Here is a 13,923-nt window from a genome sequence, read left to right as displayed (position 1 = left end):
TTGATTTAATAGTTAACTTTAATAATTTCTCCGTTTATGGAACTTTCAACACTTTTCAAATATGCATTTGTTAAGTCATCGATAGGAATATCTGCAACTTTCGCCGGACTTATGGCGTTAATCCTGATTCCTCTTTCTAATTCGAGTGAAGCGGCAAGAACAAAACTGTTAATTCCGCCATTTACGATTGCTTTTGCGATATTGTTTTTTACCGGTTTGTCTCCCATTTTTCCTGATGTCAGGGTAAAAGTACCATTATCATTCAGGAATTTTTGACCAGTTAAAACCAGATTTATCTGTGCCAATAATTTGTTTTCAATACCAATGTTTAATTTTTCTTCGTCAAGCGAAAGTAAATCTCCCGTGTAACAATCGCCTGCAACGCAAATACACGCATCAATTTTTCCAATCTGGTGAAATAATTTTTCAATCGAATTTACATCCGCTATATTTACATGATAATCACCGCTATTTCTTCCGGCAGAAATAATTTCGTGATTTTTGGCAAATGCAGGTTTAATTATTTTGCCAATTTCCCCATTTGCACCAATTAAAAGTATTCTCATTTTGTTACCATTTAAGTTGTTATCTTTCACAAAATTAAAGAGCGTGCTTTCATTTAAAATTGTACGTTTTTGTATTAAAATTGTATTCTGCGATGATGACAGATAGAAATTTATATCTCCCTTTTGAAGTTGATTTTAAAGAACTGCAGCAGTTTCCGAAGATATCGCGAAAGATTACTTTTTTTGAATTGATTTATATTGTCGATGGAACCGGAATTCAGATTATAAACGAAAATAAATTTCCATATCGCGCAGGAAATCTTTTTCTTGTTACGCCGCAAGACACACATTCATTCGAAATTTTAACTTCAACCAAATTCTTTTTTCTTCGTTTTAATGAATATTTCATCAAGACCACTTCTCAAAACGGATTGCAGGAAACCGTACAGCGAATGGAATATATTTTGCAAAACGCAAGCCATCGTCCCGGATGTATTTTAAAAAACACGATCGACAAACCTTTGATTGCTTCGCTTATTGAAAGCATCATCAACGAACAAACCAATCAGCAAATTTATCATCAAAAAATAACGGAGCAGATTGTAAATGCAATCATTACAATTGTGGCAAGAAATATTGCGTTGAAATTGCCAAAGAATATTAAAGAAGCAACAGGCGAAACCGTACTTGAAATATTGCATTATATTCAGGAAAATATTTTTAACCCGAAAGAATTAAAATCCGATAAAATAAGTGAACACTTAAATATCTCGGTAAATTATCTGGGAAGGTATTTTAAGAAACAAACCGGCGAAACATTACAAGATTATATTTCAAATTATAAATTACGATTGATCGAAGCCAGGCTTTTAAACACCGATATGCGTATAAACGAAATTGCAGACGAACTTCATTTCTCTGACGAAAGTCACTTGAATAAAGTTTTCAGGAAACACAAAGGAATGAATCCTTCTGAGTTTAGAAAAAAGTTTGGGAAATAAGTATTTGAATTACCAAACCTTCCACCACGGCTTTTTATTAATCTCAATTTTTTTCTCAGCCTTATTAATTTCAATTATTTTTGGTTCTTCAGCAGTTATTTTTGCATCATCAAAAAAGAATTCGCCATTATCACTCATTCCAATTGGTGATTTTGTTCTTTCTTTCCAGTCTTCAGTTTGTAATTCGGGTATTAAAGCAGAATCGACTTTAGAAATAAATTTTTGTCTTGCTTTCTCTGTGATTTCTTCTTCAAGATTTGAAGTGGAATTTTTAAAAAGAATCAGTGAGTTTCCGGGAATATTTAAAAGGAAAATTTGCGTTTTATTCTTCACTTTCTGAATATCCAAAACTTTAAAAAAGGAATTATCATCTAAAAGAGCGTGTCCGTTTTTTACTGAAGCAGGATTAAATTTAGATAAATCCCTCGCATCCGAACTTGCGATTAAATAACGGCAATTTCCTGAAAGACCGCCACCGATATAACTCATATCAGTAAAACCTTTCTCCTTGATTATTTGCCCAATTTTATATTTTAAAATTAGATCATCAGATAAAGTAGTGTCTCTGTAAAATAGTTTTAAATCTGAAAAAGTTTCATCAAGAATATCTTTAATGCGTTTGTTTTTCATGTGATTTCTATTTTTTAGAATTGTATATTAATGCCTTTTGTTGGGTTTGTTTTTTAATAACGCCATTTTCTAACAGTTGCCTGACTAAATAAATCTTCTGCAATTTCTTCGGTCCATTTTTCAACTTGCTCTTGTTTAACTTCTCCAAAAAGATCGGTTTGGGCAAAAATCAAACAACCTTTGATATAATCGTCGGCAGTATCAAACATTTTTGTTATATACGGTCTCGTGTCGTGATCGTAGTAATAGATTTGTTTTGTTTCACTATGAAAGCAAAACATATTACCGTTTCCTAAATAATCACTAAATGAAATTAAATGCTGTAGTGGTATGTTATCTTCTTCCGTGAATTCTGGACCATAAGGATTATCTTCTCCCCAAAGCTCTTTTATCCACATGATGTCGTCAAAATTTTGTAATTCTTCGCCTATATCAGAAATGCCAAAAGTACTGTAAAAAATCTTTAACCCATCCGGAAGAGTAGTTCCAATGTGGTTTTCTAATTTATTAATTTCTGTTATTGAAATGGGTTTTTCTAAATCTTTTCTCCAGTTTTCGGCCAGAGATTCAATAATCGATTTTGTTTTTTCTTCCCAGCCAATTTCACCTATTTTCTCAAAAGGAATAATGATGTCTTCTTTTCTGTTTATTTCTATCATTTTGTCCTTGCTTTATGTAGCGCTTGAATTTAAAATTGTTGTTTAGAAAAAAGTGTTATTTCTATAAATTCCCAATACTATCCAATTCTCTCTTTAAAGGTTCCATTTGTTTTAAGAAGCGGGTTTTGTCATTTCCGGTCAAAGATTCTCCTGTTGGAAGATTTAAACGAAGTGCATCGACCTGAACGCCGTTTTTCCAGAAACGATAACAAACGTGTGGTCCCGAAGCTAGTCCTGTGCTTCCAACCAAACCAATTTTTTGTCCTTGCGTAACTCTTTGTCCGCGTTTTACAAGGATTCTGGACATGTGTAAATATTGAGTAGAGTAGGTGCCGTTGTGTTTTACTTTTACAAAGTTTCCATTTCCTGCAGTATAACCTGTGGCTTCAACAACTCCCGAGGCCGTTGTAGAAATTGGCGTTCCTGTTGGAGCCGCATAATCTGTACCTTTGTGTGCTTTCCAGGTATGCTGCACCGGATGAAATCTGTTCATCGTAAATCTTGAAGTGATTCGGCTAAATTTGATTGGTGTTTTTAAGAAGAAATTTTTCAGCGTTTTTCCTTCATCATCATAATATTCTACTTTTCCTGAAAGGGTATCTTTTTCAAAAGGAAAAGCATAAATGATTTTTCCTTTATATTCAAAAAAGGCAGCTTCAAGATCTTCAACGCCGTCATAAACTTTTCCGTTAATAAAACGTTCTGTGAAAATTAAACCGTAACGGTCTCCTTTTTTAAGTTTAAAAAAGTCAATAGACCATGAAAATACTTTGGTGATTCTGTTGGCAAGTGCCGTTTCAACGCTTTCGTTTCCTAAAGTTTCAGATAAAGAACTTTTTAAAACGCCGCCAATTATTTTACGTTTAAAAGTAACCGGTTTTATTTTTTTGTAAGCTTTTGCAATACTGTCTCTGACATCAATAACATAATATGTTAAAGCGTCAGGCTGATATATAAAAACTTCAAGATTGTTGGTTTTATTTTTAGAGCGAAGAATTGTATAAGGTTTGTTGTATCGAATTGTTCTAACATCAAAGGAATCTTTTACCTGCTCAACAATATCAAAGACTTTTTTGTCTCCAATATTTTGGCTTTGAAAAATAGATCCAAAAGAATCTCCTTTTTTTATAGTATCCTGAACAACATTATAGTCAGCGTAATTAAATCCAAATTCTATTTTTTTAGTTTTTGGTTTGGGTGTAATTTTAGTTTCTGTTTTTTCAGCGGTTTTATTACATGAAAAAATTGAAAATAATACTATTATAACTACGAATGCTTTTTTCAAACTTTTAATTTTTTTGGGAGATTAAACGGTAGCTTCATTTCCCCAATTGGACAATTCTTCTTCGGTCCACAATTTAGGAAAAAAGATGCGTCTTTGAAATTTTGGATGCATATATTTTTGCCAATCGCTTCCGCCAGTTGCTTCGCCATTTCCTTTCCCACTTTCTAGTATGTATTTTCTTGCAGTATTAAGATGCTGCATGACCCACGTAATATTTACGGTTTGATCATAATGGCGCATTGCCTTAATAAGTTCCTGATTTTGCTGGTCTTCGATTGGTAACTGAGTAAATTTTTGCCAGATGTTTTTTGTTTTGAAAGAAGACATTTGACGCAAAAACTGATCTTTATATTTGTTTTCAAATTCCTGAAGCAAATACGATTTTTTGCCGGTGTGATAATCTTTTCCTGCAGCCTGCCAGTACAAATGTTCAAAAGTAGTTTCAGGATCTGTGTTTTCGTCAAAGCTGTCTTTGTATCGGCGATCTGTTAAATTGATAACATCTGTAGAAGCAAATTCAATTAATCGGTATTGTGCACTTTGAAAACCACTTGCCGGAGTCAGGGTATTTCTGAATTTCATGTATTGATCCACTTCCATACCATTTTCCATGATACTGAATGAATTCGTAAGCATATCAAAATAACGTGTAATTCTGGATAATCTTTCGCTGAAAAAATCTACCTGAATGTTTTGGGTTTCGGCAATTTGATCAATTTCCCACAGGATCATTTTAAAAATCAATTCGTTTACCTGATGATACATGATAAAAACCATTTCGTCAGGAAGCGTCGTGCGCTGAATTTGTAGATTTAAAAGTGCATCAGTCTGAATGTAATCCCAATAAGTTATTGGTTTTGACCAAAGTAAACCTTCAAGCTGAACGTCTGTTTTTTGATTTATAGCTTGAAATTTTTGATCAATTTCTCTTAAAAGTGATTCAGAATTATCGGTGGTATTCATTATTTTTTTACTTTAAATGGACTTTTTAATCCTTTATATTCTTCAAGATCCGCTTTGAGCGATCCTACTGCAAGATCTGCCTTAATTCTTACTGGAACTTTGTTGTTATCGTCTGTTATCCAAAGCGTAACACTTTCTTTTTCTTTAAAAACGCGGCCTGTTTGTACCAATGGTTTAAACATCATCGTAGAAACGGTTCCAAATTTAGTTGTAATATCCTGACGACCTACATATTTTAACTTAAATTTTGTGATTTCTTCATCAAAAAACATGTCGATAGAAATAGATTCGCCAGATTTTAATTTGTCAATGTTGGGATGATTTCTCAAATAATAAAAAGAAGAAATAATATCTTGTACATTGTCAGTAAGAAGAATTGTTTTTTCTGATTTTCTCTTATAATCTTTTACTAATATTCTGTTTTCGCTCTGATTAAAAATACCTTCCTGATTTTTGGTGTAACCACCTTCGTCAATTTTTCGAATATAACGATACGGTTCACCGGTTTGTTTGTCAAAATAGCTTTCGTATAAATCTTCAACCTTGAAGAAAAATTTTGACATTCCGGTGGTATAACCTTTGCCAATGGCATGAAATACTTTTTTGTTATTTATGGTGGCATCTTTTACTTCAAGTGTCGCATAACCGGCGTTTACAATTCCATAATGGATTCTAAATTTAAAGTATTCTCCTGTGTCGAAGGCATCTTCACGCTGGCTGTCAAAACTGAGAACGGTGAGGGCTAATATGATGAGAACTAACTTTTTCATAGTACAATATTTACATTTTATTATAAAGATAGATAAATGCAAATTCTATTCCAAATGTACCAAAACAAAAAAACTCAGTCAATAATGACTGAGTTTTTATGCTATTAACTAACCAAAAAACTATAAATTATGAAATTTATATCAATTCGAAAGGAAACCACCCCTTTCTGATTTGCGAGTGCAAAGATAGATAGAAAGTTCAAAAAACAAATAGCAAAAGGCAAGTTTAACATAACATTTGCATAAAAAGCATCACTTTACAGAGAATTCTTCGATTTAATGTAAAAATAATGCGATTTTACAAAGTTCCTCTCAATTCTTGTTCTCTTTCGATTGACTCAAAAAGTGCTTTAAAGTTCCCTGCACCAAATCCTTTTGCACCCATTCTTTGTATAATTTCGAAAAAAAGCGTTGGTCTGTCCTGAACTGGCTTGGTAAATATTTGTAATAAGTAACCATCTTCATCGGCATCGACCATGATGGCTAATTTTTCAATTTCATTAATATCTTCTTTCATCATACCCATATGAACACCCAATCTTTCCGGAATTGCTTCGTAATAAGTATGCGGAGGAGCAGATAGAAATTCAACACCACGTGCTTTTAACTGTGAAACTGTTTTTATAATATCATCTGTTGCGATCGCAATATGCTGAATTCCGGGACCGCCATAAAAATCCAAATATTCTTCGATTTGAGATTTTTTCTTTCCTTCTGCCGGTTCATTGATTGGGAATTTAATTCTTCCGTTTCCGTTAGACATTACTTTACTCATTAAAGCAGAATATTCTGTGGTAATTTGTTTGTCATCAAAAGACAAGAAATTCACGAATCCCATCACTTCTTCATAGAATTTTACCCAGGTATTCATTTCATTCCAACCCACGTTACCCACCATGTGATCAATATATTTTAATCCTGTTGGTTCCGGATTATAGTCTGATTTCCATTCTTTATATCCTGGAAGAAAAACTCCGTTGTAGTTTTTTCTCTCTACAAAAATGTGAACCGTTTCTCCGTAAGTGTAAATTCCGGAACGAACTACTTCTCCAAATTCATCTGATTCGACCGTTGGTTCCATAAAGGATCGGGCACCGCGTTTGATAGTTTCTTCATAAGCGCTTCTCGCATCTTCAACCCAAAGAGCGGCAACTTTTACACCGTCTCCATGTTTTTTAAGGTGTTCGTGAATTGGCGAATCCTGAGTTAAAGGCGTTGTCAAAACAATTCTGATTTTGTCTTGCTTTAAAACATAAGAGGCTTTGTCTCTAACTCCGGTTTCTAATCCTGCGTAAGCTAATGACTGATATCCAAAAGCTGTTTTATAATAATGTGCAGATTGTTTTGCGTTTCCTACGTAGAATTCTACATAATCGGTTCCTAATAATGGAAGGAAATCCTGTGCTCCTTCAAAGATTTTTTCTAAACCGTATTCTACTGATTTTACTTCTTTACTCATGATAATTAGATAATTTGATAATGAGAAAATGAGATAATTTTTGAAATGCTAATAATTAAAAATAATTTCTAATTGACACATTTTCTAATTTTCTAATTCCTCTTAGATGTTGATATTATTTTATTTAAAATTTTTAAAATTTCTGAGAGATCATTTAGTAAACGACTGCACTTAGGATATTCGTTATGTGCATCGCATAAAAACAACCAATATTCTGTTTCATCTGCTTCCTTAATCGCGATTTTTAATTTATGTATAAAATCGGCTTTACTTTCTGCGTTTTGTGATTCTTTTGAATTTGCTCCAATTGATGTTCCACTTTTTAATAATTGATTGGCAATTACAAACTTTTTTTGATATTGAAGTTGAGTTGTGTAGTCAATTATATTTAATGCAAAATTGAAAGTTTTAATTAAAAGAGCGTTATCCTTGTATTTTTCGTTGAAAGTCATGTTTTAATTTGATAATTAGAAAATGTGTTAATGAGATAATTTATTATAATGCTTGGCAAAAGTAAATAAATTGTAATCCAAAGACTACTTTTTAATCTCGTTAGAATTGACTAATTTTCTAATTCCATATTCCCCAATTTATAAATTATCTAATTATCAAATTGGCACATTAACTCATTATTCAGTCCAGGATTTGTAATATTGTCCGTCATCAAGCCCCATTGCTTCTTCTGTTACCATTAAAGGATGAAAAGTATCCACCATTACGGCTAATTCCTGGGTTTCTTTGTGGCCAATACTACGTTCCATCGCGCCTGGTGCAGGACCGTGCGGAATTCCTTTTGGGTGCAACGTAATATGTCCCTGCTCGATATTATTACGGCTCATAAAATCGCCATCAACATAATACAAAACTTCGTCAGAATCTATATTGCTGTGATTGTATGGCGCCGGAATCGCTTTTGGATGATAATCGTAAAGTCTCGGACAGAAAGAACAAACGACAAAAGTTGCCGTTTCAAAAGTTTGATGTACCGGAGGCGGTTGGTGCACACGTCCCGTTATAGGTTCGAAATTATGAATCGAAAATCCGTATGGGAAATTGTAACCGTCCCAACCCACAACGTCAAAAGGATGTGTTGCATAAACCACTTCGTGAATCATGCCTTCTTTTTTGATTTTAATTAAAAAATCGCCTTTTTCATCATGTGTTTCCAATTCATTTGGCAAAATAAAATCGCGTTCGCAAAATGGCGAATGTTCTAAATGCTGGCCAGATTGGTTTTTGTAACGTTTTGGAGTATAAAAAGGAGAGTGGGACTCAACGTAAAAAAGTCGGTTTTCCTCAGTCTCGAATTCTATTTGGTAAATAATGCCTCGGGGAATAATCAAATAATCGCCATATTCAAAAGGAATATTTCCTAACATGGTTCTTAATTTTCCTTTTCCTTTATGGATGAAAAGCATTTCATCGGCATCCGCATTTTTGTAGAAATAATTTCGAAGCGATTCTTTTGGAGCAGCCAGACCAATGATACAATCTTTATTGACCAATAAAGCTTTGCGGCTGTCAAGAAAATCGTTTTCAGGTTTTAATTCAAAACCTTTAAATAATAACGATTTTATATTTTTTCCGATTGCAATTTTTGGTTCAACCGAATAAGAGTTTAAAATTTCTTTAACCTGAGTTGGTCTGTGAACATGATATGATAATGATGAATGTCCGTGAAAACCTTCAGTTCCAAACAATTGTTCGTAATAAAAACCTCCGTTAGGTTTTTCGAATTGCGTGTGTCTCTTTTGAGGGAAATCTCCAAGTTTGTGATATAATGGCATGGCTTTTCAATTAGATAATTTGTAAATTAGATAATTCGAAAAAGGTGAATTGGAACAGATAATCAGATCAATTTATGATTGACTAATCATCTCAATTCGGTGGTTTCACTCAGGATTTCTCTTGATGAGGAATTGAAGATATTCTAATAAACCTGTCCATTTTGTTTTCATTATAACAAATGTCGTAATTTTTATTGATTTAAATTATAAATCATATCATTTATAACCGCAAATTAATCTAAATTTTTTGACATTACAACGATATAGTAGCAAAATAATTCAATTTTTTTCTCAATTAAGGTAAAGAATGAAATTGTAAAAAGATCTGATAATCTTAAGGAGTAAAAAATAGTAACCGCAAAGTGCGCAAGGTTTTTTATCTAATAGTATTTCTTAGAAACGGTAAGTTCGCAAAGCGTTATGGGAAAAACATAGCCAATGGTTTCAACCATTGGAGCGCAATGGATTGCCGCAATATAAAGATCTCAATACGTCTCAGTCATCTTAATACGTTTCCCAAGGTTGAAACCTTGGGCTATATTTGAAATACAGCAACAATTAATTCAGATTTAGTTTTGCGAACTTTGCGCTTTTTATAAATCCTTATTAGTAAAAAAAACTTTGCGGACTTTGCGGTTAAATAATTTTGAGACTAAAACAAAAATCCGATACTGAACCACGTATAACTTTTTGACATTTCAGGAGACCACGAATGTTTAATTTCTATTGGGCCAATAATAGTTTCTAATCCGTAACCTACCGCATAGCCGGAATATTTTGGCATCGATAACCAGTCAACGGTAGAAAAAATATCGTCGCCTAAATTGGCATAATTAGCAGAAACATTAATATGATTTTTTTTGAATATTTCATAATCAAGTGTCAACCCCGATTTTATGTAACTGTTTCCGGCAATACTTAAAAAATCATATCCGTAGAAATAATTAAAATTGTTGATTTTATTGTATCCATATCCACCCAAAATATAATCAAAAAACGGAACGCTGTCGCTGCCAATATTAAATCCGGCATCGGCTTCGATTTTAAAAGTGGCTTTTCTGAATAATCGGTCAACAAATGCAATTTCTGCTTTTGCCGTAGAAAAAGGTTTGAATTGTTTGGTGTAATCGGATGAAGCTAAATAGGTCTGTACTTCTGTAGAAAAATAAACTCCTGAATGCGGAAAACTTTTACTGTCTAAAGAATCGTATTTTAAATAACCAAAAACACTAAAGTAATTGCTCTTCTCAATAACATTGTCTGCATTTGAAAGCGTTGGAGAGTTTATTTTTAAATATTTGTATTCCAATCCGCCGCCCATTAAAAACTTCTGCACAAAAATAGTTTGAAAATAAGCCTGATTTGTTAAGTCCAAAAAGTCAACATTAATAAGGCTTCCCGGGCTTTCTGTAATTAAACTGCTAAAACTATTAGTCACATTTCGGTTAAACTGATTTAATCTCGAACGAAATCCAAAGCTGATATTAAAACCATTTTCGACATAATAATTAAAATCATATCTAAAATTATCTCCCAAAATAATGTCTAAAGAAGTCACATCATTTTTTAAGAATGTTTTTTTATGGGTAAGATTTAATAAAATTCCGCTTTTATAAAGACCATCATAATGCAAACCAAGTTTTAAATAGGTTTGAGTAGGATTTTCTCTTAAAACCAAATCCAAGTCATCCTGATTTCCGGCTGGCTGAAGGCAATAAGAAATCGCACTAAAGTTTTGTGTTGCATCAAGATTGTTCATTCCGGTTTTTAAATCATCATATGTAATTGTACTTCCGGGTTTGAAACGCAATTTTCCGCGAATATATTCTTTTGTATAATTGTCTAGTTTATCACTGTTTATTTTATTGATCTGAAGTGTATCAGAACCAACTTTTAATTTCGGTTTTTTATAATAAGTCGTTTCATTTGACAAAGCCTTAATTTTTTCGTAAACCGCAAAAGCAGCTTCTTCCCCTTTTCTGATAATTTCTTCGCCTTTGTCAAACGAAATCACGCCATAATCACGAATATCCGGTTTTATATAAACATCCGTATCTTTTATTTTGTCTTTCATTTTATCAATCGACTGCAGATTGGTAATCTGAACCAGGATTCGGGTTGCATTTTTCAGGTTTTTTCGTTTCATCAAATCATCCTGAACGTCAACGCCAATGATGATATCTGCACCAAGATTACGAACTTCTTTTATAGGATAATTGTTTACAACACCGCCATCTACCAATAAATTTCCGTCGATTTCTACCGGAGTAAACAGGGAAGGAAAAGCAGCACTCGCCATCATTGCCTGAACGAGATTTCCTTTGTTCAATAATACTTCTTCACCGGTTTCAATATTTGTACCAATACATAAAAACGGAGTTGGAAGTTTGTTGAAATCACGAACATGACGCACGTTTCTGGTCAAACTGCTCAATAAGTTATAATTGTACATTCCTTTTGAAAGTGCTTCAGGAATTCCGACTCTAAATTTACTAAAGGGTAAAACTATTGCATATAATTCGTCGTTTTTCTTGCCGTAAAAGTTTTTAGACGAACGCGGAATGTAGTCGTTTATCAGTTCGTCAAAATTGGTTTTTTTGAAAATAGAATCAATTTGCGATGCGTTGTAACCAGAAGCATAAAGTCCGCCAATGATAGAACCCATACTGGTTCCGCCAATATAATCGATTTTTATTCCGGCTTCTTCCAGCACTTTTAAAACGCCAATATGTGCAAAACCTTTGGCTCCGCCGCCACTTAAAACCAAACCGATTTTAGGTCTTTTAATACTGTCTTTTTTTTGTTCCTGAGAAAATGTTTGTTGTGAAATTAAAAACAGGAATGCCAAAAATGCCAAATGTACGCCCCAGATGGAAATGGAAAACTGCGAGTGGCAAAATGATATTTTTTCCTGCAAAAAAAGAGCGACTTTAGAAGCTCCTTTTTTTGAAGTAGAAAAAAATCGTTTTGACCGAGTATTTGAAATGGACAGCTGGAATGGGCGCATAAGAAATAACTAGTTGGTTTTGTAAAAGTCGACAATTTTTTTGGCTTTTGATACTCCTACGACATTAGATATTTCTTTTTCGCTTGCCAATTTTAATCTTTTAACACTTTTGAAATGTTGTATTAACGTAAGCATCGTTTTTTCGCCAATTCCCGGAATACTTTCTACAGACGAATTCAAAGCGGCTTTGCTTCGTTTGTCGCGGTGAAATGTGATCCCAAATCGGTGCGCTTCGTTTCGCAATTGCTGAATTACTTTTAAGGTTTCTGATTTTTTATCCAGATATAACGGAATCGAATCTCCGGGATAAAATAATTCTTCGAGACGTTTTGCAATCCCGATGATCGCGACTTTTCCACGCAAACCTAAGTCATCAATACTTTTTAAAGCTGCAGATAATTGCCCTTTTCCACCGTCAATAATAATTAATTGCGGAAGCGGCTCATTTTCATCCAGTAATCTTTTGTAACGGCGATACACAATTTCTGTCATCGAAGCAAAATCATCAGGACCTTCAACGGTTTTTACGTTAAAATGGCGATAATCTTTTTTGCTCGCTTTTCCGTCTTTAAAAACCACACAAGCCGCTACAGGATTTGTTCCCTGAATATTCGAGTTATCAAAACATTCAATATGGCGTGGTTCAACCGGCAAACGCAAATCTTTTTGCATTTGTGCCATGATACGATTTACATGTCGGTCAGGATCTACAATTTGAAGTTGTTTCAATTGTTCAATTCTGTAAAACTTGGCGTTCCTGATCGATAAATCCAAAATTTGTTTTTTATCTCCCAATTGCGGAACTGTTGTTTTGATTTTTTCTCCCAAATCTATTTCAAACGGAACGATGATTTCTTTTGATAATAAATTGAAGCGCTCGCGCATTTCTACAATCGCAAGTTCCAGTAATTCTTCATCGGTTTCGTCCAGTTTTTTCTTGATTTCCATCGTATGCGAACGAATGATTGATCCATGCGAAATTTGTAAAAAGTTCACATAAGCCGCACTTTCATCTGATACAATTGAGAAAACATCGATATTGGTAATTTTCGGATTTACAATCGTTGATCTGGATTGGTAATTCTCGAGAATTTCTATTTTTTCCTTTATTTTTTGCGCTTCTTCAAAATGCAGATTCTGCGCATATTCATTCATCAAACGCTTAAAATCTTTCATACTTTCTTTAAAATTTCCTTTCAGAATTTCGCGGATAGCATCAATTTGCCTTTGATAATTTTCAAATGATTCATGTCCTTCACACGGACCTTTGCAGTTGCCAATATGATATTCAAGGCAAACTTTAAATTTGCCCGAATTAATATTAGATTGACTTAAATCGTAATTGCAGGTTCTTAACGGATATAATTCTTTGATTAAATCCAAGATTGTATGCACCATTTTGAAATTGGTGTACGGACCAAAATATTCAGAGCCGTCTTTGACCATTCTTCGGGTCAAAAATATTCTCGAAAAAGGTTCTTTCTTAATACAGATCCACGGATAACTTTTATCATCGCGCAACAACACATTATAACGCGGCTGAAGTGTTTTGATTAAATTGTTTTCTAATAAAAGCGCATCGGTTTCCGTAGGAACAACAATGTGTTTTATGGTTACAATTTTTCGAACCAGCACATTTGTTTTTCGTGTATCATGTATTTTATTGAAGTAAGAAGAAACCCTTTTTTTAAGATTTTTGGCTTTTCCAACATACAATATTTTGTCGTCTTTGTCATAATATTGATACACGCCGGGATTGTCCGGCAAGGTTTGTATTTGAAGTTCTAAAGACGGTTTTTGCATTCTGTTTTTTGTTTCTGGAGATGTCCGAAAAGCGTTCCAAAAACCATTCCGAT

Annotated in this window: 12 protein-coding genes; 1 reads left to right on the top strand and 11 read right to left on the bottom strand. The window is 33.5% G+C overall.

Features of this window, described 5'->3' with window-relative positions:
* Nucleotides 1–5 precede the first annotated feature (5 nt).
* Complete coding sequence (locus AC3QL1_RS03865) at nucleotides 6–566, bottom strand: short chain dehydrogenase (protein WP_492495268.1); 561 nt, start codon at nucleotides 564–566, stop codon at nucleotides 6–8.
* A gap of 92 nt (nucleotides 567–658) precedes the next feature.
* On the opposite strand from AC3QL1_RS03865, the gene AC3QL1_RS03860 reads away from it, so the two are divergent.
* Entirely contained in the window at nucleotides 659–1,507 is an 849-nt protein-coding gene (locus AC3QL1_RS03860) for an AraC family transcriptional regulator (protein ID WP_492495266.1), read from the top strand.
* Between the two features lie 9 nt (nucleotides 1,508–1,516).
* On the opposite strand, the gene AC3QL1_RS03855 is transcribed toward AC3QL1_RS03860, so the two are convergent.
* The 10 genes from AC3QL1_RS03855 to uvrC form a co-directional block, all read right to left on the bottom strand.
* Nucleotides 1,517–2,137 carry a hypothetical protein gene (locus AC3QL1_RS03855; RefSeq protein WP_492495264.1) on the bottom strand — a complete coding sequence of 207 codons (621 nt, stop codon included), beginning with the start codon at nucleotides 2,135–2,137 and terminating at the stop codon, nucleotides 1,517–1,519.
* 53 nt (nucleotides 2,138–2,190) lie between these two features.
* On the bottom strand, nucleotides 2,191–2,796 hold the full coding sequence (locus AC3QL1_RS03850; RefSeq protein ID WP_492495262.1) for an SMI1/KNR4 family protein: 606 nt from the start codon (nucleotides 2,794–2,796) through the stop codon (nucleotides 2,191–2,193).
* Nucleotides 2,797–2,857: 61 nt separating this feature from the next.
* The gene (locus tag AC3QL1_RS03845) at nucleotides 2,858–4,081 is read right to left on the bottom strand and encodes a M23 family metallopeptidase (RefSeq protein ID WP_492495261.1); all 1,224 of its coding nucleotides are present in this window, start codon (nucleotides 4,079–4,081) and stop codon (nucleotides 2,858–2,860) included.
* Nucleotides 4,082–4,102: 21 nt separating this feature from the next.
* Nucleotides 4,103–5,044 carry a tryptophan 2,3-dioxygenase family protein gene (locus AC3QL1_RS03840; protein WP_492495259.1) on the bottom strand — a complete coding sequence of 314 codons (942 nt, stop codon included), beginning with the start codon at nucleotides 5,042–5,044 and terminating at the stop codon, nucleotides 4,103–4,105.
* Nucleotides 5,044–5,814: a DUF3108 domain-containing protein gene (locus AC3QL1_RS03835; RefSeq protein WP_492495257.1), complete on the bottom strand. Its 771-nt coding sequence runs from the start codon at nucleotides 5,812–5,814 to the stop codon at nucleotides 5,044–5,046. The genes AC3QL1_RS03840 and AC3QL1_RS03835 overlap by 1 nt, the downstream gene beginning before the upstream one ends.
* 298 nt (nucleotides 5,815–6,112) lie before the next feature.
* Nucleotides 6,113–7,273, bottom strand: a complete 1,161-nt coding sequence (gene hppD / locus AC3QL1_RS03830) for a 4-hydroxyphenylpyruvate dioxygenase (RefSeq protein ID WP_492495255.1) — start codon at nucleotides 7,271–7,273, stop codon at nucleotides 6,113–6,115.
* A 92-nt stretch (nucleotides 7,274–7,365) separates the two neighbouring features.
* Nucleotides 7,366–7,725 (bottom strand): four helix bundle protein, encoded by a 360-nt coding sequence (locus AC3QL1_RS03825; RefSeq protein WP_492495253.1) that lies wholly within the window; start codon nucleotides 7,723–7,725, stop codon nucleotides 7,366–7,368.
* A 177-nt stretch (nucleotides 7,726–7,902) separates the two neighbouring features.
* Nucleotides 7,903–9,060, bottom strand: a complete 1,158-nt coding sequence (locus AC3QL1_RS03820) for a homogentisate 1,2-dioxygenase (protein ID WP_492495251.1) — start codon at nucleotides 9,058–9,060, stop codon at nucleotides 7,903–7,905.
* Between the two features lie 652 nt (nucleotides 9,061–9,712).
* Nucleotides 9,713–12,067 (bottom strand): patatin-like phospholipase family protein, encoded by a 2,355-nt coding sequence (locus AC3QL1_RS03815; RefSeq protein WP_492495249.1) that lies wholly within the window; start codon nucleotides 12,065–12,067, stop codon nucleotides 9,713–9,715.
* 9 nt (nucleotides 12,068–12,076) lie between these two features.
* The gene (uvrC, locus tag AC3QL1_RS03810) at nucleotides 12,077–13,870 is read right to left on the bottom strand and encodes an excinuclease ABC subunit UvrC (protein WP_492495247.1); all 1,794 of its coding nucleotides are present in this window, start codon (nucleotides 13,868–13,870) and stop codon (nucleotides 12,077–12,079) included.
* Between the last annotated feature and the right edge of the window lie 53 nt (nucleotides 13,871–13,923).

This window comes from Flavobacterium sp. GW823-FHT04A11 (genome assembly GCF_058796535.1).
The sequence above is the reverse complement of the archived record's forward strand: the minus strand, read 5'-3'. Positions and strand labels throughout refer to the sequence as shown.

Excerpts from the sequence above, each read along its gene's own strand:
- AC3QL1_RS03865 (WP_492495268.1), bottom strand. The coding sequence starts at position 566 with ATGAGAATACTTTTAATTGGTGCAAATGGGGAAATTGGCAAAATAATT.
- AC3QL1_RS03860 (WP_492495266.1), top strand. The coding sequence starts at position 659 with ATGATGACAGATAGAAATTTATATCTCCCTTTTGAAGTTGATTTTAAA.
- AC3QL1_RS03855 (WP_492495264.1), bottom strand. The coding sequence starts at position 2,137 with ATGAAAAACAAACGCATTAAAGATATTCTTGATGAAACTTTTTCAGAT.
- AC3QL1_RS03850 (WP_492495262.1), bottom strand. The coding sequence starts at position 2,796 with ATGATAGAAATAAACAGAAAAGAAGACATCATTATTCCTTTTGAGAAA.
- AC3QL1_RS03840 (WP_492495259.1), bottom strand. The coding sequence starts at position 5,044 with ATGAATACCACCGATAATTCTGAATCACTTTTAAGAGAAATTGATCAA.
- AC3QL1_RS03835 (WP_492495257.1), bottom strand. The coding sequence starts at position 5,814 with ATGAAAAAGTTAGTTCTCATCATATTAGCCCTCACCGTTCTCAGTTTT.
- hppD (WP_492495255.1), bottom strand. The coding sequence starts at position 7,273 with ATGAGTAAAGAAGTAAAATCAGTAGAATACGGTTTAGAAAAAATCTTT.
- AC3QL1_RS03825 (WP_492495253.1), bottom strand. The coding sequence starts at position 7,725 with ATGACTTTCAACGAAAAATACAAGGATAACGCTCTTTTAATTAAAACT.
- AC3QL1_RS03820 (WP_492495251.1), bottom strand. The coding sequence starts at position 9,060 with ATGCCATTATATCACAAACTTGGAGATTTCCCTCAAAAGAGACACACG.
- AC3QL1_RS03815 (WP_492495249.1), bottom strand. The coding sequence starts at position 12,067 with ATGCGCCCATTCCAGCTGTCCATTTCAAATACTCGGTCAAAACGATTT.
- uvrC (WP_492495247.1), bottom strand. The coding sequence starts at position 13,870 with ATGCAAAAACCGTCTTTAGAACTTCAAATACAAACCTTGCCGGACAAT.